The sequence below is a fragment of the Legionella taurinensis genome (genome assembly GCF_900452865.1).
In the GTDB taxonomy this organism is placed as follows: Bacteria; Pseudomonadota; Gammaproteobacteria; order Legionellales; family Legionellaceae; genus Legionella_C; species Legionella_C taurinensis.
This window is the reverse complement of record NZ_UGOZ01000001.1, coordinates 714,231-734,181: the sequence shown is the minus strand read 5'-3', so window position 1 is coordinate 734,181 and position 19,951 is coordinate 714,231. Positions and strand designations below refer to the sequence as shown.

The window sequence follows — 19,951 nt, the reverse complement described above, 5'->3', positions numbered from 1 at the left end:
AAGACCCGAAAGACCCCGTAATTGGGAAAGACCCCCCATTTTAAATGGCGCGCTCGGAGGGACTCGAACCCCCGACACCTTGGTTCGAAGCCAAGTACTCTATCCAGCTGAGCTACGAGCGCAAAGGGGAAACTGGTGGGCCGTATAGGATTCGAACCTATGACACAAAGGTTAAAAGCCTTCTGCTCTACCGACTGAGCTAACGGCCCGATACGGGTGTACGACAACTTTTTATTTTGGGACTTTTGTCCACCAAAACTGGTGGGCCGTATAGGATTCGAACCTATGACACAAAGGTTAAAAGCCTTCTGCTCTACCGACTGAGCTAACGGCCCAAAGAGGCTGGAATAATACCTTATCAGGGTAAAATTTCAAGTGTTTTAGGTGGATTATTTTTTAAAAGGGCTTTGCCGGTGTGTAATTCATGATTGCTGGCTAAGACCGTCCACCCTTCTTCAATTAATTTCTTTTGTTGTTCAACCAAGGATTCGCTGGGTACAATGAGCAATAAAACATCCGCCCCCATGGCGCCGCAGCCCTTGGCCGCCAGGATTTGATTATTGGCTCTCAAGGTCTGCAGGTAATTGAGCGTATGGGGCGCCATTAAACGCAATTCCGTCAACTGCTGCTGGTAGTCATTCACGGCATGGAGCAATTTTTCGTCATCAGCCTCGATAAAGGCCTGGCGCGCCGTTTCAGCGATGTCCGATAGCCTGGCCGTCGACTGCGGCAAGGCCACGCGTTGCAAATGGTAATGCGTGGCCAGCTTCTGACCGCTGTGCAGCAACAAAAAAGACAGGCTTTTAAAAGGCCAATCGTAATTTTCAATCACGTCTTTCTGGCGATGGATGTAAACACAGCGATGCTGGGTTTGGGCCACCACATCATAACCACTGGGGCGAATCCCCTCCCCTCGCCAACTGGTCTGATAATAGGCTTCCAGTAACACCTGACGACTGGCTTTGACATGCAGCAGACCGCAACTGGCGAGGTAGGCCCCGATGAATTGGGCGCTCGAAGCGCCAAGGCCGCCTTTACCGGCATAGGGATCATACCAGAGAAGACTTTTTGCCGGGATGCGATGCGTCGCCCACCAGTGACCTGCCGGGGAATCCGGATGAATCCCCTCATGGCGATCCCCATCCACCAGGGTCATTTCAAAACAGGGAAACGTGGTTAACACCATGGCCGGACCGCCGGCGACGGCGGCGTATTCACCGACCAGAAAGGTTTTTGCCGGGATAGACCATTTCATATTAGCCCGCCGCCTGCCGGATTTCCGCCAGCAATTCGCAGGCATTATTCACACTGATTCGTTTATTAATACGAAGCCAGCTTTTTAATTTTTCTTTCAAAACCGGCATTTCCTTGTCGGTGGCACCGGCAACCAGCACCAGATTATCAATGTGCAGTTTCATATGCCCCTGAATAATCCCTTCCGTACAAAGTGCCCGTAAAGCGCCTAAGTTTTGCGCCAATCCCACAGCGGCAATAACACGGGATAAATGGTTGGCTGATTCAATCCCCATCATGCGCAAACACATCTTTGCCGTGGGATGAAGAGCGGTTACGCCCCCGACAGTGCCCACCACAATGGGTGCCGTGAGCTGTCCAATCAATTGCCCCTGCTGGTAACGCCACTGTGAAATCGCCTGGTAACGACCAGAACGGGTAGCATAGGCATGAACACCCGCCTCAACCGCCCGCCAGTCATTGCCCGTGGCAATCAATACGGGATCGATGCCATTCATAACCCCTTTGTTATGCGTAGCCGCCCGATAGGGATCCGATTCTGCGAATAAAGACGCTTCCTGCAGGCGCTCGCCCAGTTCCGGATCAATGCTGTTGATGGTCACCCTGGCCGTCGTTAATTTCTGATCATTTAAATTGGACAGGATGCACATGGTCACCTGTTCGCCGGTTAGTCGTTCAAGCGGCGTTTTTAAATACTCAAGCACCTGATTGATAATGTTTGCACCCATGGCATCGCAGCTGTTCATGGTCAGGTGAATAATGGCCATGTCGCCGCCGTCTTCACGGGGTAAATGACGCAGCGCCAGATCAACCACGCCACCGCCGCGCTTCACCATGGTCATGGCCACGTCTTCGTTCGCTTTTTCAATGAGAAATTGCTTGTTTTCCTCGAAGATAGCTGCAAGATTGGCAAAATTTTTCACTTTGGCGAACTGGATTTGGCCCAGAATACATTCCCCTTCCACCCAAGTCTCAATCTCACCGTATTGCCTTATCCACTTGGCCGTTTTCGACAGGGCGGCGATAATGGAGGTTTCTTCCACGGCAAGGGGAATCACGTAATCGCGCCCATCAATGCGGAAGTTGGTGGCCACACCGAGCGGCAATTGAAAATAACCAATCACGTTTTCAATCAATTTATCAGCAAGCAGGGTATTCTGCACCCCGCCTTCACGGAGAAAATGAATATCTTCTTTGGTTAATGCACCGAGTTGGAGCAACCGTTGAAATCGCTCTTCACGGTTTAACCTGGAGAAGCCCTGAAATAACTCATCAGCCAAATGGTTCATGGACATGCCTTCCCCTTTAAATCAGACAAATGTAAGCTACCCGTACAAAACATAGCGACTTTTAACTCGTATTCTATTGTGGTCATGCGTTCCACTACCTGCTCAAACCCCTTTAACGCCACCTCAAGCATGGGCTTGGCAAAGCCCACCGTCGAGGCGCCCAGCGCAATTAATCGGGCCGCGTCCAACCCATGGCGTACCCCGCCGGAACCCCATAGTTCATATTGAGGATTCAGCGCTGCCGCCTGCCGAACGCTGGCGACGGTGGTAATGCCCCAATTGGCAAATGTTTTTGCCGCCTGTTGCCGTTTTGGCGAAGCCGCCGCGCGATGGCCTTCAATGCGCCCCCAGTGCGTGCCGCCCAAACCACTGACATCCACCGCGGCAATCCCCAGATTGTTCAGACGGCTTAAGGTGGAAGCCGAAAAGCCACAACCGGTTTCTTTGATGACCACGGGAATGGTTAAAGCGGCCACCACACGCTCAATGGCCTGCCAGCATCCTTTAAATTGCGGCGTGCCTTCCGGCTGAATAACTTCCTGTAAAGGATTGCAATGCACAATCAAAGCCCGGGCCTCAAGGGCTTCCGTCAACTGTTGGATGCGCTTAACCGGCGTATCAATCAGCTGGGCGATGCCAATATTGCTCATTAACGTGACCTGCGGGTAATCACGCCTCAACGGCAACCATTCAAAAGCCGCCTCATCATCCATCAATTCCCGGCGTTGTGATCCCACCCCCATTGCCCAGCCCTTGTCTGCACAGGCCGCAATCAGGCAGCGATTAATGCGGGCAGCGTCCTGATGCCCTGCGGTCATGGAACTGACCAGAAAAGGGGTATTGACCGGTTCGCCAAAACGGACGCCGCGCAAGGAAATGTCGGCAAAATCAAGATCAGGAAGCGCTTCATGGACCAAGTGAATGGTATCAAGATCATTCATTTCATCAGTCTGGTTACACGGCATGAGGGCCAGTTCAATATGGTCCTGCTTGCGTTTTTCAAATTGGCTGTAACGATTTTGCATGCTGGCTCACAACGCCACAGAAAATGGTAGCGATCTTATCACAATCGGCGGGCATCAACCATAAAACTACAAAACTAATCCTTGCTTTTGTCAAGCAGCCTGTAAATGTCATTTAAACGGGTATTTAACCGGGTGAAAAAATGCATCAGATTAAAATAACCTAACCCCTGATTGTCGAGATGAGCAAAGCGTGTCGGGTCTTCTTCAATGGCCTTAGTCACCAGGTCAATCATATCACAGGGCGGCTTCATGGCGTCATGCGGTTCCTGTTTTAACTGTTTGATTAGGGTTTCAATATTATGCTGGGTCGTTTCCACCACTTGCCGGATACGCTGTTTGTCTTCCCTGCTTAAATAATTCATCAGCCACTGGTACGCATCGAGCACCCCGACAACGTATTGGGTGCAAATCGCCGTCTGGGTTAACAGCACACCAAAATCATGGCGATTAATGTAATGAAACAACACTTCGTAACGTATGGCGATGGCCTTTTTGCGAATGGCCTGGAAGTCAGCGGCCAAAGGGAAACTGATAACGGGCAAGCTAAGCGGCGATTGATTGAGAAAGCCAAGGCTTAACGATGCCTTCATTTTTTCGAAATGGCCGATAAACAAGCCGGCAATGTCGGTTTTAACCGGTAAAAAAAAGCAGCCAACCAGCACGGCAATCAATGCGCCCAAGGCCGTATCAAGAATACGCTCCTCCAGTAAAACCAGATTCCAGGCGCCGATCATGGCAAACAAAAAGACAATAAAGCCGGTCAGGGCAAAGACGGCAAGCAGGTGGTAGATGGGGAAAAAAAACACGGTAAAAAACACAAAAATTAACAGTATCACTGGAATCAGGGCACTTTCAGTCGGGAGTAGAAAATAAAGCATTGTCCCGGCCACGCCGCCTAAAATGGTCATGCTGACCCGTTCAAGGGAGCGTTTCACGCTTTCTCCCCAGGTCTGGGTGGTCAGCACCATGGCGGTCAGGGTGGTCCAGTATCCCCGTTCCAGATTCAGAGTCAGGCTGATTAACTCCGCAATGCTGATGGCAATGGCTGCCTGCCAGGCCATGCGTGTTGTTCCTCTAAGTTCCATTATGGCCCCGTACCAATTCACAGAGATGCCGGTTAATCAGGGTAAAGCTTAATTTGAGATGCAAAAGGGCAATCACCAGCGTGGGATCGCGCAGTGACACGTCATTGAATTTTTCAGCGAGCGTGTTGATGTCGACTTTGATTGTGCTGCCTGCTACCAGGAAATTACCTCGCATGCGCATCATGAAAAACAAACGAGCAAACTGCTTGCTGATTCGACTTAAGCAGCAACGGCCGGCGCGTGACAGAGGGTACGCTTTGGCATGCAGGGCACGATAAGCCTCAAGCATCATCAGGTAAGCGTTAACCAGGACGTAGAGATGAATAAGGATATCATCCACCCTTTTTTGATCATCCAGGTCGCAGTTTTCTTCAATGGTCTGATTGCTGTCGAGCAGGTGATGCAAATTGGTTTTAATTTTCGCAAAAGGCAGGGTCTCAAAATCCGTGGCCTTCACCCCGAGTAACAGGTAACGGCGCACATCCAGCATGCCCTGTCCCAAGGTTTTAAACAGCTGATTGCTATTACTAACGAATAAACGCCGGTAATTTTGCGGAAACAACAGCATCATCACCGCGGCCGCGATTAGCAAACCAGCCAATAACCCGTAAATATGCAACAGGGCCTGGGTCGTTGATTGAAACGGCAGAATTGTGGCCACAAAACAAAGCATCCAGGCAATCATCGGCGCCATGCTGGTTTGCAGGCCAAAACGCCTGGCATAGTTCACCGCAAATCCTAAAATCACAAGGACAACGGCAGTGAGCTCCTGCGAGTCTCGTATCAGCAGCCCCACAAGGAACAGGGCAAAATAAAGGCTGTTAAATAACAAAACCTGATAAAGACGCGACAGCCAGGTGGTCGCGACGATGCCCTGCATGGACATCCCGGCAGCAAAAGCCGCCATGACCTGCGTTAACTGGGTTTCATGACGCATAAACCACAACGCGATAAGAATGGCCACCAGTGTTTTAACGGCTTGTTTTAATTGAAAATAACCCGGATCGATACTCCAAAGCAGGGTTTGCCAGCGTTTTAAATAAATCACGTCGTTTTTTGCGAACGCAGGGGATTTCGTATTATCCTAGGCTATTTCTCGTGTAAATGACAATTATGGCTAAACGAGCGGCTGCGGCTGAGTTTGTTTTCAACAAGAAAAAAAAGGCGTTCCTCTGCAAAGGCCCCTGGTCTGTTCTCAAACTGGATGGGCTGGTCGACTCCTTTCATACCATTGAATTACCCGATGACCCGGAGGTGACCGTCAGCGGGGCGGACTTGTCTCAGTTCGATAGCGCAGGGGCTCTGGCGTTGGTCGATTGCATGGCCATATTTAAATCACGCGGCAAAGCAACCCAACTGGTTGGTTTTAATCAAGAGCAACACGCTTTACTGGAACTGATTCAATCCAAGCAGGAGGCCATTGAATACAAAATTGCACCCGTGAAACAGGAGAATATTCTCCATCGTATCGGGAAGGAGACGGTCCATAAGCTCACTCAGGCAGATGGCTTTATCATCCTCTTGGGTGATCTAACCACTAAATTCTTCGAAGCCTGCGCGCAATGGCGGCGTTTTCAATTTCCCAGCATCGCCTCCATCATCGATTCAGCGGGGATTCAGTCGCTGCCCATTGTCGGCCTGCTGTCTTTTTTGATTGGGGTGGTACTGGCCTACCAGATGGGGCTACAGCTTCAGACCTATGGCGCCAACATTTTTATTGCCTACCTGTCGGGCATGGCTATTTTTCGTGAATTTGCTCCCTTAATCACCGCCATTATTGTCGCCGGCCGCACCAGCTCAGCCTTTACTGCGCAAATCGGCAGCATGAAAATCAATGAGGAAGTGGATGCCCTGCTCACCATGGGCTTATCGCCGGTAGAACTGTTAGTCATGCCCAAAGTCATGGGCCTTTTACTCATTTTCCCTTTACTGATTTTCTGGTCCGATATTTTCAGCATCATCGGTGCGATGATGATGTCGAAATCCATGCTCAATGTCAGTTACGTTGATTTTCTTGCACGCCTTAAAGACTCCGTGGGCCTTGATCAATTGATGCTTGGGCTCTATAAAGCACCGGCGTTTGCTTTAATCGTGTCATTAGTGGGCTGCTTTCAGGGTTTTCTGGTCGAGGCCAATGCCGACAGTGTCGGCAGCCAGACCACCCGCAGTGTCGTGCAGGCTTTGTTTCTTATCATTATTGCCGATGCCATTTTCTCCGTGGTTTACAGCTGGATGGGTATTTAAATGGCCGAACCCATCATTGAAATTGAAGGATTAAAAAATTGCCTCGCCGGACAGTGGGTGCATACCGATGTCAATTTAACCGTGGAAAAAGGGGAAATCTTAGCCATCATTGGCGGCAGCGGCAGCGGCAAGACCACGATACTTCGCAGTTTATTGATGCTGCTTAAGCCCACAGCGGGCACACTTAAAATTTTTGGCGAGGATTTATCAACGCTGGACAGCCGCCAGGCAGACGCCCTTCGCAGGCGTTGGGGCATGCTCTTTCAGCACAGCGCCCTCTTTTCAGCCATGACGGTACTGGAAAACATCACGTTCCCCATGCGCGAATTTACGGATCTTGAGAAAAATTTCATGGACGAACTGGCCATGCTTAAAATCGCCATGGTCGGCCTTCCCAAAGAGTCTGCCAGCAAATTTCCAGCCCAGTTAAGCGGCGGGATGCAGCGGCGGGCAGCGGCGGCCCGGGCCATTGCCATGGATCCCGAATTGTTGTTTCTTGATGAGCCGACAACCGGTCTTGATCCCCGAAGCGCAAGGCAGTTTGATGAACTCATCCGTTTTTTGCGGGATGCATTGAATCTCACCGTGGTGATGGTGAGCCATGATATCCAGTCGTTAAAAAACATCACCGATCGAGTCGCTTTTGTCGGCGAAGGCAAGATTTTATGTGTCGCACCGATTGAAGAATTGCAGAAAAATCCTCATCCGCTGATTGCTGATTACTTCAGTAAACTCTAAACTGGTGGGATAGAACTACAGGAGCATCCTTTTGGAAGCGAAAACCAACTACACCATGGTCGGCTTAACCGTGCTGATCCTGACCGCGGCGCTGCTTGCAGCCGCGCTGTGGTTATCGGTTGGATTTGACCAGAAAAAATACACCATTTACGCCGTCTATATCCATGAGGCCGTATCGGGTCTAAGTGAAGAATCACCGGTTAAATACAATGGGGTGCAGGTGGGTTATGTGCGAAAAATTGAATTAAACCGCCTTGACCCGCAACAGGTCAAAATCCTGCTCGACATTGAAGACGGTACTCCCATTACCACCAGCACCACGGCCACCTTAATTTCCCAGGGCATCACCGGCACCACTTACGTGGGGTTGTCAGCCACGTCGTCTGATCTGACGCCCTTAAAAAAAATCCCCAAGGAGCCCTACCCGATTATCCCAGCCCGCCCGTCCCTGTTTAATCAACTCGACAGCGTGCTTAAAGAAGTGTCTGAGAATATCAACAGCGTGAGTGTCGAGATTAAACGCATTTTCGATAAAAAAAATGCCGAAAGCCTGCACAATACCCTGGTTAACCTCGAAAAATTTACCGGTGTGCTGGCTGAAAACAAACAGCACATTGACCGCACCCTTGAAAATACCGACATCATGGTGAAGAACATTGCTCAGGTCAGTAAAGAATTGCCGCGATTAAGCCAGGATCTGAAAATCAGCATCACCCACATTACGCGCATGGCTGACAGCATATCCAATGCCGGCGACAGGGTGTCTTTGGCCATGGATTCCGGCAAATCCACCATCGACAAGATCTCGCAGCAGACCATTCCGCCAGCCATTATTCTGTTAAGGCGATTGAATGCCATTGCTGCCAATCTTGAACAAGTCAGCAACCAGATGCGGCAAAATCCGTCCGTACTCATACGGGGCACCAAACCCTTAAAACCAGGTCCGGGAGAATAGACGTGAAAAAAGTGCTTATTGCTTCACTGATTCTCACCCTGCTTGGGGGATGTTCCGTCAAGCAGTCGGTGACCAACCAGTACAAACTCGATGCTTACAGCCAGAAACAGTATGGACGCCCTGCGGGCCGCGTATCCATTCTGGTGACCGCACCGGAAGCGGTATCCGGATACGGCACATCGCAAATGGTCTATGTCAAAAAACCCTTTGAAGTCTTGCCTTTTGTTCACAATGCCTGGATAGAGCCGCCCGCGGACATGCTGTTCCCGCTCATTTCGCAAAGCCTGCAGCGCAGCGGCTATTTTTACGCCGTCGCCACAAGCCCCATCTCGGATAAAACCGATTACCGTCTCGATACTCAGTTAATCGAGCTTGAACAAAGTTTCCTGACCTGCCCCAGTACAATGACTTTCGTCGCCAAGGCGGTTCTTACCCGCATCAGCGACAACCAGGTCTTAGCTTCGCGCGATTTTCGCTTTAAAATCCCCTGTCCAGCCGATACGCCCTACGGTGGGGTGCTGGCCGCCAATCAGATCACCGTGCGGTTTACGGAAGAGCTGACGGAATTTATTGTCAGCCATATCCGGCATGATCGGCACAAATAACAAAAACCTGGCCTGATTTGCGTTTGTTGATGGCGAAATCGTTAAAACAATTGTACAATGACCCGCCATTGTGGCGCTTTAACTTATCTGTATATTACGAATAACAAGGAGAAAAGGATGAAAGGCAAATCGTTTCTAAAACTGGGTCTTGTTGCTGCTAGCATCGTCCTGCTCGCTGCCTGTGCGAAAAAAACACCAGGTAGTGCAGACATGATGGGTGATAGCGAAGCATCAGCTCACGGTTTGGGGCAATTTAGTCGATTTGCAGGTCAAGAACCTGGTGAATCCTACACGACCCAGGCACCTCATAACCAACTGTACCTGTTTGCTTATGATGACAGTACTTTCAATCCGAAATACATGGCTTCTCTCGATGCTCAGTCTGATTACCTGAAATCCCATCCAGGCGCACGCATCCTGCTGGCCGGTCACACCGACGAGCGCGGCAGCCGCGAGTACAACATTGCCCTGGGCGAGCGACGTGCCAACACCGTGGCAGAACTGATGCGTATGGCCGGTGTAAGCCGCAGCCAAATCCGTGTGGTCAGCTATGGTAAAGAGCGTCCGGCCAACTACGGTCATGACGACGCCTCACACCGTCAAAACCGACGTGTTGAGCTCACTTACGAGGCCACCCGATGATGAGCGCACATCAACGCTTACTTGCACTGTTTTTCTGTTGTCTCCTGCCTTTGCATAGCCATGCAGAAGCACCCGTGGTGGATGACAGCGAAAACTTTGCAATTCTTGATGAACAACAGGCTGCCATGGAGCAGTCTGTTGCCAAAGCACAATTGGACATGGACGAAGAAATTCCTCTGGCTAAGGATGACAACCAGGGTAACGGCGACAATGCTGAACTCTTAGACAAAATTCAAGGCATGCAGCAGGAAATTCAAGAGTTGCGCGGTCAACTCGAAGTGCAGGCCCATGATTTAAAATTATTGCAGCAACAACAATTGGCTTTTTATAAAGATTTGGACGCCCGGTTGAGAAATAATCCCGCCGTGGCCAAATCAGCCCAGGCTTCAACTCCGGCGGCCCCCACTGAATTATCCATGGGCAGCACGGCACCGGCGGTTAAAACACCCGAACCGGCCCCAACACCGACGGCAACACCCGCTACTCAGCCCACACCCACGCCCGTTGCAGCCGCCGTTCCCGGTAAAAGCAACCCCGCTGATGAGCAAATCAGTTACCTTGCCGCTTACGAACTGGTTAAAAACAAACGGTTTGATGAAGCGTTAATCGCCATGAAAAATTTTGTGACCAGTTACCCTCAGGGAGGTTACACTGCCAATGCGCATTATTGGTTAGGCGAACTGTACATGGTCAAGAAAAACTACCCTGAGGCTATCCAGCATTTTGACGTGGTACTGAAACAGTTCCCCACATCCAGCAAGGCGGCCGCTTGCAGCTTGAAAATTGGTTATGCACTCGCTGCTTCCGGCAAACCCGCTGAAGCGAAAAAACGCTTACAGCAGGTTATCAGCAATTACCCTGACACCCCCACAGCCCAATTGGCTGCGGCAAAATTAAAATCGCTTAATGCCTCATGAGCCGTACAGCCAGTCAATTACGAATTACGGAAATATTTCACTCATTACAGGGCGAATCCACCACGGTAGGTCTTCCTACCGTGTTTATTCGTTTAACCGGCTGCCCCCTACGCTGCCAGTATTGCGATACGGCTTATGCGTTTTCGGGCGGGGAATTAAAGCCCATCACCGGCATTCTTGACGAAATCAGCCGTTATCGCTGCCGCCATGTCTGTGTCACTGGCGGCGAGCCCCTGGCACAACCTGGCTGCATTCCTCTGTTGACGCATCTCTGCGATGCAGGCTATCAGGTCTCCTTGGAAACCAGTGGCGCACGAGACATTGCAGAGGTAGACTCTCGGGTCATGGTGGTCATGGATCTTAAGACACCCGATTCCAACGAGTGCACTAAAAACCGCTTTGACAACATCCCTTACCTCAAAGCCACCGATCAAATCAAATTTGTCATCTGCAGCCGTGAAGATTATCTTTGGGCATGCGAAATCATCAAAAAATACCAGTTGACTGAGAAGGTCCAGATTCTTTTTTCACCGAGCTGGGAAGAAATGAATCCCACCACGCTGGCCGATTGGATAATACAGGATCAATTGCCTGTCCGCTTCCAGATTCAATTGCATAAAATTTTATGGAATGACGCCAAAGGCCACTAAGCGAAGGAGACTACCAATGCCCTGGTTTGCCCAAGCCCCAGCAAACATTGCACTGATTAAGTACATGGGAAAACAGGATGAGGGAAACAACATTCCTGATAATCCATCCCTGTCTTATACACTGAATAACCTCCTCACCAGTGTACAACTCGAACACCATCACGGCAAAGACGACATCTGGGAACCTTTGCCATTCCCTGGCCAAAAACCGTTCAGTCTTTCTGAACCGGCGCAGCAGCGCTACCTTAAACACCTCGCCTTTCTAAAAAAGAGCTTTGATTACGAAGGTGCGTTTCGCGTGCGTTCGTCAAATAATTTTCCTCATGGCAGCGGCCTTGCCAGCTCAGCCTCCAGTTTTGCAGCCCTGACCTTGTGTGCGGTGAAAGCCTTAAGCGAATTAAGCGGCAAACCGCTGCCGCCCATCGAAGATCAGGCAAAGCTAAGCCGTGTAGGCTCCGGTTCTTCCTGCCGCTCCTTTTTTTCACCCTGGGCCATTTGGGAGGGGGAGACGGTGAAGGGGATAGCATTACCCTACCAGGAGCTGATTCACCAGGTTGTGATTATCAGTCATGCCGAAAAGGAAGTGCCCTCAAGCCAGGCCCACCGTAGGATAAAAAGCAGCCCGTTTTATCCCAACCGCAGTCACCGGGCTTCAGACAACTTAAACGCCTTATTGAATGCCTTTCATGCGAAAGACTGGAAAAGCGCCTATGAAATTTGTTGGCGGGAATTTCAGGACATGCACCGTCTGTTTTCAACCTGCGAAAAACCCTTTACCTACATGACTGAACAAGGGGATAAAATCCTTAACGAATTGCAGGATTTTTGGCAGCGTGAGGGTGACGGCCCGCTGGTGACCATGGATGCAGGGCCAAACATCCATTTGCTCTACCGTGTCGATCAGGCAGACCTGGCCAGGCAATTCAAGCAGGATCATTTAGCAGGACATTACGATGTATTATGATTTTGACACAGCAACCCATGGTAAATGGATACTCGCTGGTGAGCATGCCGTCTTACGCGGCAAGGGCGCCCTGGTCTTTCCAATCAAGGAAAAAAAACTGTCCCTGCGATACACGCCCTCTCCCTCAAAACTAAGTGCGGACAGCGAAGGCAGCAGCGGTGCTGAAATGCGGATGTTGTTCTGGAGTGTTCTCGAGCATGGTCATCAACTCCTTGGGACGTCGCTTCATCAACTCACCGGGCATTTTCACCTGGACAGCAACATTCCTATCGGCGTGGGAATGGGCGCTTCCGCGGTTCTATGCGTGGCCATGGCGCGTTGGTTTGCCGCACAACAATTGATTCAATCAGAGGACATTGCCCGTTTTGCCCAACAACTGGAAAATTTATTTCATGGTCAAAGCAGCGGCCTGGACATTGCCGGTGTGGCAGCCAATAAGCCTGTTTTTTTTCAAAATGGCCGGGTTGAACCCGTTCAACAAAGGTGGCAGCCTCATTGGTATTTATCGTCATGCGGCCAAATTGGCATTACCTCGCATTGCATTCAACAGGTGAACTCCCTTTGGGCTAAAGATAAACAGCAGGCTCAACGGATTGATGCGTTAATGGAAGAGGCCGTCAATAAAGCTCGACAAGCGCTTGGCCGCGTCGATGACCATGCGTTGCCCTTACTGGCCGAGGCAATTCGTCTGGGTGGGGAGTGCTTTAAACAATGGGGATTAGTCAGTGAAACGCTGCACCAGCACATGGCCATGCTCTATGATCATGGGGCGCTGGCTGTCAAACCAACCGGCTCCGGCAGTGGCGGCTATGTATTGAGTTTATGGCAGACCCCGCCTGCTACTGTACCCGTTGAACTAATAAATGTTTAAAATTTTTGCAAATGCCTTGAGTACAAATCAACCACAGGTTACCATCATCATCAATTCATTCTGGCCCAGATGGTTAACTGACCCTGTCCGATAAGGAATCCTCATGTTTGAATGGCTTACCACCTATTTTTCTGGCACCAAAAAGAGACACGGCACGCTTGGTACTGTTCATGACAAATCAATCGCCCAACCATTAGAAAAAAAAATCGCAGATAAACAAGACTATCCGCCAAACGGTAATGCCGCTTCCACCGACGTACCGCCGACACAGCCTCCATCAAAAAAGCAGCAGAATTCCTATGTTTACATATGGCTTAAAACCTTAAATGGGCCAGGACATGCCGCGATTCAAATTGGCGGTTCAGAACCTAAACTCAATGCCGGTGATGAAGGCGATTATGGCAGCATCCACCCCCAAAACCTTCCCTCCATGGGCCCACTGGCTGTCCTGCCGCTTAAAGCCGATATGGCGGAATCATTGACGCAGGATATGCTATTGGAAGCCAGCGCCGATCAAAAAATGGTTACAAACGACATGGATACACCCCCGTTTTTCACACAGGAAGAGAGAATGCCCAAACAACCGGATTTGACATTCGAAATTGATCATCTTGATACCAACGCCATGCATCAACGGCTTCAGCAGCTCAAAGCAGACATTGCTGAAGGTCGCATGCGTTACCAATTACTGCCCCGGGTTGATGTAGCCCGATTTTTTCAGGACACGCCTCATTTCATTGCTTATGATCCCATCGATATTCATTTGCAGATGGTGAAACAGCGGCAATTGCCTGCCCCGCCGTCTAAGGTAACCAATTGCAGCACACTGGTGGCTGATGTTTTAAATGCCGGGGGAGCCAGCATTCAAACGAATAAACCCTGGGGAATTACGCCTGACAGCCTCGCGGATGCGCTTCAGCATTCAGGCGCTAAATTAAACTGAGAGCCAGGCTATTCACCCGTCTGCGAACGGGTGAATAGCCAATCATTACAGGCTGGAGGAGAAAGGCGTGGGTGCGCCTGGGAAACTCGAAGGCGTCTCAGCGGTTGACGTCTGGCTGTCGAAGAACCGGCCGGTAAACTCCTTCTTGTCCATGCGGGTAAAACCAGTATTTTCCAACCTCGGTGTATAAAAAGAAGGCACTAAAGTCTCAGGTACTTCCACACCAGCGCCACGCAACACTTCTCCCACGGTGGAAGTGCAATTATGAACCTCGACGGGTTCGACAACATGGGAATGATTCGGGTAAACAACTATACCGCACATGTCCTCCGGGGGATGCACGCCTAAATGCTCCTGGTAGCGTCTGATGGTTTTATGAGCACTTTTATGCGCTTCAAACAGTCTGGAAGTCATGGTGGCAAGGGGATTGAATCGACCAAATACACCATACATCGTATGCCCATTGGAAGCACGATGTTCAATCTGCTGTTGGGTGGCTTTGGCTTCTTTATAGGCTGTTTCATCCACGGACTTCAACAGCACATGATCCGATTCATCCAAATCCTGTTCATGCGTTGTCGCCAACATAGCCCGCACCGGAACAGAGCCAAAAAGCATGCCGTTAATCAAAGAACCCACCGGGCCAGGATAAATGCTGGTGTGCGTGACTTTGGTTTCGCCATCCGCTTTTTTTTTCACGGTACAAACAGAGGCATGGCCAGGACCTTCTTTGGTGTCTTTAATAAACACGCCGATAAAATGTTGATCATCTCTCGTTTCTTCTGATTTAGTCTGCATAGTACCTCCCTGCGCCAGAGCCTTTGCTTTAAAGGACTAAGACGGCATTTAACGAAGCGGTTATTTTATTGCCTGAACATTACGTAAACCTTAAGGAAAGGCGACATCTGCGCATTTAATTGGCGAATTGTTATTTCCTTTGATTTTATTTGAGCGCAGACAGCCTCTTGCCGAAGCCTGATTTAGGTTTTATCTCGTTATGAATTTAGGTAAAATCAACTTATTCTTTGCACTATGACAATTGAGATGAACAGGAATAATCGGAAAAAAAACAGGCATGCGATTTTTTCTGTCGGGTTGCTTTTAGCAACACTGTCGTTGGCCGGGTGTCTGGATCTGGCGACTACCCGGAGCACCATTGCAGGGAAATCCAATGAGAGCAACCAGGCGGCGAGAGTGTATGTCATGCGGGGCGGTCTGGGAGGCATCTTCAGCACCGGCATGAATCAACTGCAGGCTACTCTTGAAAAAAAACATCACATTAAAACGGAAAGTACGGTTTGGTTTCGATCCAGTGAATTAGGCAGAAGCATCGTGCAGCAATACCGCGCCGGCCATTTACATCCCCCGGTTATCCTAGTCGGCCACTCCCTGGGCGCCAATGACCAGATTAAAGTAGCCCGTATCTTAAATGCCGCCAATATTCCGGTCGCTTTGTTGATTACCGTCGATGCCGTATCGCCTTTAGCCGTACCGCCCAACGTCAAGCATGTGATTAATCTTTACAAGCCGTCTTTTGTTCCCATGTTTAGTGGCCTTCGCGTCAAGGCTGCCGATCCTCGGTATACCCAGGTGGATAACATCGACGTCACCACCTTAAAAAACGTCGGCGTTAACCATTTCACCATTGAGAAAAACAAAGAGATTCAACAGCTCATGCTGAATAATATTCTGGCTGTCATGCACAAGTCTCAAAAGACTCGACAGCACTAACATTTTAAATTGAAATAAGTATTTTTATGAAACCAGGTAATGATTCACCCAGTATTTGTGTGGTGGGCGCAGGCCCAAGCGGTATCACAACGGCTAAAAATTTACTCGAGCAGGGGTTAACCAATTTTCAGGTTTTTGAAAAAAACGCACGTCTCGGAGGCAACTGGGTGTTTGATGAAAACAACCAGCATTCCAGCGTCTATGAAACCACGCACATCATCAGTTCCAAATACCTTTCACAATTCGAAGACTTCCCCATGCTGCCGGGATACCCGGAATACCCCTCCCATCAGCAAATTCTGACCTATTTTGAAAAATATGCCGAGCATTTTGGGATTGGTGAATACATCGCCTTCAATACCACCGTTGAAAAAATACAGTTGCGACAGGATAAAAAATGGCAGGTCATTTATCGCAATCAGGACGGATTACATGAGCGCGAGTTTGATTACTTGCTGATTGCCAATGGTCACCATTGGGATCCGCGCATGCCGGAATACCCCGGACAGTTTAGCGGCGAGATCCTCCATGCCCATCATTATAAAAAAGCAGCACCCTTTAAAGACAAGCGGGTTCTGGTTGTCGGCGGCGGCAATTCCGCCTGCGATATTGCCGTAGAAATCTCACGTCTGTCCCCCAAAACCTGCATCAGCATGCGCCGGGGTCAGCATATTTTTCCGAAATTCATTTTTGGCAAACCGACGGACATCGCCTTTAACAAAATCCGCTGGATACCCGATTGGCCCAAACAGCTTCTGGCTGCGGGTATTATCCGCATCCTGCAGGGCCGCTACCCGAAATACAAATTACAAAAGCCGCATTGCAGGCCCTTGGCCATTCATCCCACCATCAATTCTGAATTGCTTTATTTTATTCGTCACGGCAAAATTTTTCCGAAGCCGGGCATTGCCCGTTTTGAAGGCAACACTGTGCATTTTGTGGATGGCCGTCAGGATGAGTTTGATGTGATCATTTTTGCCACAGGCTACCAAATCAGTTTCCCTTTTTTTGACAAAGCGTTTCTTGATTACAGCCAGCTGACCCACATTCCGCTTTACCGCAAGATGATGCATGCCACCTGGGATAATCTGTATTTTATTGGCTTGTTTCAGCCACAGGGATGCATCTGGCCTCTGGCGGACTACCAGGCCAAAATTGCGGCCAAAATCATCGCCGGTACCTTGCCCCGTCCCGCGGATTTGAGTACTAAAATCAGCCGGGAAATCAAAGCGTCCCGCTCCCGTTTCAAGACCAGTGTACGTCATGCGCTGGAAGTGGATTATCAGAAATTTCGCAGGCAACTGAAACGCGAATTAAAAAAAGCAACATCAGATCTTGGGGAATGACGGGATAAGCCTCCCTCGGTGTGCCCGGTCACAGAGGGGGGGGAGATAAAATACGCCACATGGCGCTGTCCCCAATCCAGCATAACAATGCTTAGATGGTCGCCCCAGGACGAATTACTCTACAAACTGATAATACACTTCGTCATTTTTAATCATGCCCAGTTCATACCGGGCCTGCTCTTCCAGGGCCTGCTCACCACTTTTGAGCTCGAGGATGTCGGCTTCAATGGCGCGATTGCGAGCAGCCACTTTTTTATTTTCTTTTTGCTGTTCGACTATTTTTTGCTCAAGTTGTCGCCACTGTAAAACACTGCCATCGCCTAGCCACAATTTGTATTGCAGGCCGATGAGTGCCAGTATCAAAATGACCACAATGGATCGCATGGATTAGCCAGAAAGAATTGTTTTCTTCATTATACACGCGCAAGTGACCGTTTGGCGAGAATTTGTACCTTTTCGATGGGCTTATCCGATCCTTTTACCTAAGCTTTTGATTTTTAATTTTTTCCCTGAGTTTGGCTGCCGGTTAATTCTGGCAGCCAGAATACCAAACCCTCTCTTAGCCCCTGGCCAAGGCCGTTTTTCCGGCATAGGGTAATTTTGCCAACTCATCAATTCTTAATAACTGGTTGTACTTCGCCACTCGATCCGTGCGGCATAGGGAACCGGTTTTAATTTGGCCGCACCCCGTGGCGACAGCCAAATCAGCAATAAATGCATCTTCCGTTTCGCCGGAGCGATGCGACATAATGCAGCGATACTGGTTCGCCTGCGCCAAACGAATTGCCTCACGCGTCTCAGTTAAAGTGCCGATTTGATTGAGTTTGATTAAAATGGCATTGGCCAGTTTCTGATTAATCCCCTGCTGCAGGATGGCTGGGTTTGTTACGAACAAATCATCGCCAACCAATTGGATTTTCTCGCCCAATGCAGCAGTTAGACGCTGCCACCCTGCCCAATCGCTTTCATCAAGACCGTCTTCGATACTGACAATGGGGTAGCTATCCACCAACTCCTGGTAATAAGCAATCAATCCATCACTATCCAGTTGCTTATGATCCGAGGCGAGATGATACACTTCATTGGTGTAAAGTTCGGACGCAGCGACATCGAGGGCAAACACCATGTCACGGCCTAACTTGAATCCAGCCGTTTCCACAGCCTGCGATAACACATCCAGTGCCTGACGATTTGATTTTAAATCGGGTGCAAAACCGCCCTCATCGCCAACGGCCGTGTTTAAACCCAGCTTTTTGAGGACCGATTTCAATACATGGAAGGTTTCCGTGCCCATCTGCAACGCCGTCGTAAAATCAGGCGCACCCACCGGCATAATCATGAACTCCTGAATGTCAACGTTATTGTCGGCATGGGCTCCGCCATTGAGTACATTCATCATGGGGACCGGCATGGTCATCATTTCACCTTGGTTTAAGGCGACAAACAATGGCTGCTGTCTGGCCTGGGCATAGGCGCGGGCGCACGCCAAAGACACCGCTAAAATGGCATTGGCGCCGAGGCGTGACTTATTTTCCGTGCCATCGAGTTGGCAGAGTTGCTGATCAATGGCTTCCTGTCTATCCACTGACATGCCTTTTAAGGCCTGGTTTATTTCCTGATTAATATGACCAACCGCACGCCGCACGCCTTTGCCCAGATAACGATTGGGCTCGCCATCCCGTAATTCGCAGGCTTCACGGCTGCCTGTAGACGCGCCAGAGGGAACACAGGCTCGGCCCATGAGCCCATTTTCAAGATAAACATCGGCTTCAACGGTGGGATTTCCCCGTGAATCAAGAATTTCACGCCCTGAAATACTGGCAATTTGCATCATCATCCTCTTGCTGTCTGCTCATTAGGAGGATCATTGTTTTGCCATTGGTTTCTCTTGTCAAGTTAACAGACTGAAAAACGTGTTATCTACGTTGATATTTCTTATAAGGAGCAATAAAAATCATCACAACCCAGGCAATAAAGCTCACTATCGTACTCCACAAGGCCGCCGTGTACAGCGCTCTTAGTCCCGGATTGGCTTTTTTTACAATGGTAAACTGCGATAAATAGATGGTTTCACAGGCCCCATTACCGGTATCATCGCGGCTGACGCTGGTTCCACGTTTAAAGCGGGTGTCCTGATTGGCATACTCAGCCAGCACGCCGCGCAGACGAATCTGATCGCCAACTTCAGCCTGCATCAATGCTCTTTTAATGGCCAGATTGTCCGTAAGCAAATGATTGTTAGACAAAGCATTGCCTTTAAACAGTTCTCCGGTCTGACGGTCTGACCAGGACACCCAGCACGTCCAGCTGTCGCTGTTGAACTGCACTTTTTTATAAACCCCGGTACGGACATTGTCGCCCCACACCACGCAAAGATCGCGAAGATTAATAAAATCCTGCCAGCGCTTATGATGCCAGATATCCCCAAAACCATCCGAATTGTTATACGACACCACCACCCCGTTCAATTGGTATTCATACTGCGGACGAATAACATAATGCTGATGATTCACGCTTAGAGTAAACGCTTTCTGGCTGGTTGGTTCCTGCAGGGGCGGCGACAGCGTGGTCATATCATAATAACCCGGCTCGGGTAATCGATCCTTTAATAAATAAGTTGCCGTTAACACCAGTAGGCTTAGGAAAAACAACATTCGGCAATACTTTTCGGTGGTTAGTGAAATCAAATTGC

General features: G+C 49.6%; 21 protein-coding genes and 3 tRNA genes. 12 read left to right on the top strand and 12 right to left on the bottom strand.

All coding sequences use genetic code 11. The annotated features are described in order from the left end of the window. Positions 1-45: 45 nt before the first annotated feature. The 8 genes from DYE45_RS03515 to DYE45_RS03480 form a co-directional block, all read right to left on the bottom strand. A tRNA-Arg gene (locus DYE45_RS03515) sits at positions 46-122 on the bottom strand. A gap of 11 nt (positions 123-133) precedes the next feature. Next, a tRNA-Lys gene (locus DYE45_RS03510) sits at positions 134-209 on the bottom strand. Between the two features lie 50 nt (positions 210-259). Further along, a tRNA-Lys gene (locus tag DYE45_RS03505) sits at positions 260-335 on the bottom strand. 23 nt (positions 336-358) lie between these two features. Then, positions 359-1,255 (bottom strand): mevalonate kinase family protein, encoded by an 897-nt coding sequence (locus DYE45_RS03500; RefSeq protein ID WP_058530401.1) that lies wholly within the window; start codon positions 1,253-1,255, stop codon positions 359-361. Between the two features lies 1 nt (position 1,256). Continuing rightward, a complete protein-coding gene (locus DYE45_RS03495; protein WP_108294705.1) occupies positions 1,257-2,549 on the bottom strand; it encodes a hydroxymethylglutaryl-CoA reductase, degradative in 1,293 nt (430 codons plus the stop codon). Continuing rightward, entirely contained in the window at positions 2,540-3,568 is a 1,029-nt protein-coding gene (fni, locus tag DYE45_RS03490; protein ID WP_108294703.1) for a type 2 isopentenyl-diphosphate Delta-isomerase, read from the bottom strand. The genes DYE45_RS03495 and fni overlap by 10 nt, the downstream gene beginning before the upstream one ends. 74 nt (positions 3,569-3,642) lie before the next feature. Then, positions 3,643-4,653 (bottom strand): FUSC family protein, encoded by a 1,011-nt coding sequence (locus DYE45_RS03485; protein WP_108294701.1) that lies wholly within the window; start codon positions 4,651-4,653, stop codon positions 3,643-3,645. Then, positions 4,643-5,701 (bottom strand): hypothetical protein, encoded by a 1,059-nt coding sequence (locus tag DYE45_RS03480; RefSeq protein ID WP_108294699.1) that lies wholly within the window; start codon positions 5,699-5,701, stop codon positions 4,643-4,645. Before DYE45_RS03480 ends, DYE45_RS03485 begins: the two co-directional genes overlap by 11 nt. Before the next feature lie 65 nt (positions 5,702-5,766). On the opposite strand from DYE45_RS03480, the gene DYE45_RS03475 reads away from it, so the two are divergent. The 10 genes from DYE45_RS03475 (at position 5,767) to DYE45_RS03430 (ending at position 14,182) form a co-directional block, all read left to right on the top strand. Next, a complete protein-coding gene (locus DYE45_RS03475; protein ID WP_108294697.1) occupies positions 5,767-6,897 on the top strand; it encodes an MlaE family ABC transporter permease in 1,131 nt (376 codons plus the stop codon). Next, entirely contained in the window at positions 6,898-7,635 is a 738-nt protein-coding gene (locus tag DYE45_RS03470) for an ABC transporter ATP-binding protein (RefSeq protein WP_108294695.1), read from the top strand. Between the two features lie 31 nt (positions 7,636-7,666). Beyond that, complete coding sequence (locus DYE45_RS03465) at positions 7,667-8,590, top strand: MlaD family protein (RefSeq protein WP_108294693.1); 924 nt, start codon at positions 7,667-7,669, stop codon at positions 8,588-8,590. 2 nt (positions 8,591-8,592) lie between these two features. Next, positions 8,593-9,195 (top strand): ABC-type transport auxiliary lipoprotein family protein, encoded by a 603-nt coding sequence (locus DYE45_RS03460; protein ID WP_108294691.1) that lies wholly within the window; start codon positions 8,593-8,595, stop codon positions 9,193-9,195. 117 nt (positions 9,196-9,312) lie between these two features. Further along, positions 9,313-9,837: a peptidoglycan-associated lipoprotein Pal gene (gene pal / locus DYE45_RS03455; RefSeq protein WP_108294689.1), complete on the top strand. Its 525-nt coding sequence runs from the start codon at positions 9,313-9,315 to the stop codon at positions 9,835-9,837. Continuing rightward, entirely contained in the window at positions 9,834-10,754 is a 921-nt protein-coding gene (gene ybgF / locus DYE45_RS03450; protein WP_108294687.1) for a tol-pal system protein YbgF, read from the top strand. The genes pal and ybgF overlap by 4 nt, the downstream gene beginning before the upstream one ends. After that, a complete protein-coding gene (gene queE / locus DYE45_RS03445; protein WP_115300467.1) occupies positions 10,751-11,404 on the top strand; it encodes a 7-carboxy-7-deazaguanine synthase QueE in 654 nt (217 codons plus the stop codon). The genes ybgF and queE overlap by 4 nt, the downstream gene beginning before the upstream one ends. Positions 11,405-11,420: 16 nt before the next feature. Next, positions 11,421-12,368 carry a diphosphomevalonate decarboxylase gene (locus DYE45_RS03440; protein WP_108294683.1) on the top strand — a complete coding sequence of 316 codons (948 nt, stop codon included), beginning with the start codon at positions 11,421-11,423 and terminating at the stop codon, positions 12,366-12,368. Continuing rightward, the gene (locus tag DYE45_RS03435; RefSeq protein ID WP_115300466.1) at positions 12,358-13,239 is read left to right on the top strand and encodes a mevalonate kinase family protein; all 882 of its coding nucleotides are present in this window, start codon (positions 12,358-12,360) and stop codon (positions 13,237-13,239) included. Before DYE45_RS03440 ends, DYE45_RS03435 begins: the two co-directional genes overlap by 11 nt. 103 nt (positions 13,240-13,342) lie before the next feature. After that, the gene (locus DYE45_RS03430; RefSeq protein WP_115300465.1) at positions 13,343-14,182 is read left to right on the top strand and encodes a hypothetical protein; all 840 of its coding nucleotides are present in this window, start codon (positions 13,343-13,345) and stop codon (positions 14,180-14,182) included. Between the two features lie 45 nt (positions 14,183-14,227). Here DYE45_RS03430 and DYE45_RS03425 read toward each other — a convergent pair whose 3' ends face one another. Next, complete coding sequence (locus DYE45_RS03425; protein WP_115300464.1) at positions 14,228-14,980, bottom strand: hypothetical protein; 753 nt, start codon at positions 14,978-14,980, stop codon at positions 14,228-14,230. 246 nt (positions 14,981-15,226) lie between these two features. On the opposite strand from DYE45_RS03425, the gene DYE45_RS03420 reads away from it, so the two are divergent. After that, a complete protein-coding gene (locus DYE45_RS03420; protein ID WP_108294675.1) occupies positions 15,227-15,913 on the top strand; it encodes a hypothetical protein in 687 nt (228 codons plus the stop codon). 26 nt (positions 15,914-15,939) lie between these two features. Continuing rightward, positions 15,940-17,259, top strand: coding sequence for a flavin-containing monooxygenase (locus tag DYE45_RS03415; protein ID WP_108294673.1), 1,320 nt, complete (start codon positions 15,940-15,942; stop codon positions 17,257-17,259). Positions 17,260-17,373: 114 nt separating this feature from the next. On the opposite strand, the gene ftsB is transcribed toward DYE45_RS03415, so the two are convergent. The 3 genes from ftsB to DYE45_RS03400 form a co-directional block, all read right to left on the bottom strand. After that, positions 17,374-17,643 carry a cell division protein FtsB gene (ftsB, locus tag DYE45_RS03410; protein ID WP_108294671.1) on the bottom strand — a complete coding sequence of 90 codons (270 nt, stop codon included), beginning with the start codon at positions 17,641-17,643 and terminating at the stop codon, positions 17,374-17,376. A 175-nt stretch (positions 17,644-17,818) separates the two neighbouring features. After that, on the bottom strand, positions 17,819-19,096 hold the full coding sequence (gene eno, locus DYE45_RS03405; RefSeq protein WP_425319870.1) for a phosphopyruvate hydratase: 1,278 nt from the start codon (positions 19,094-19,096) through the stop codon (positions 17,819-17,821). 79 nt (positions 19,097-19,175) lie between these two features. Further along, on the bottom strand, positions 19,176-19,946 hold the full coding sequence (locus DYE45_RS03400; protein ID WP_207393868.1) for a hypothetical protein: 771 nt from the start codon (positions 19,944-19,946) through the stop codon (positions 19,176-19,178). Positions 19,947-19,951: the final 5 nt, after the last annotated feature.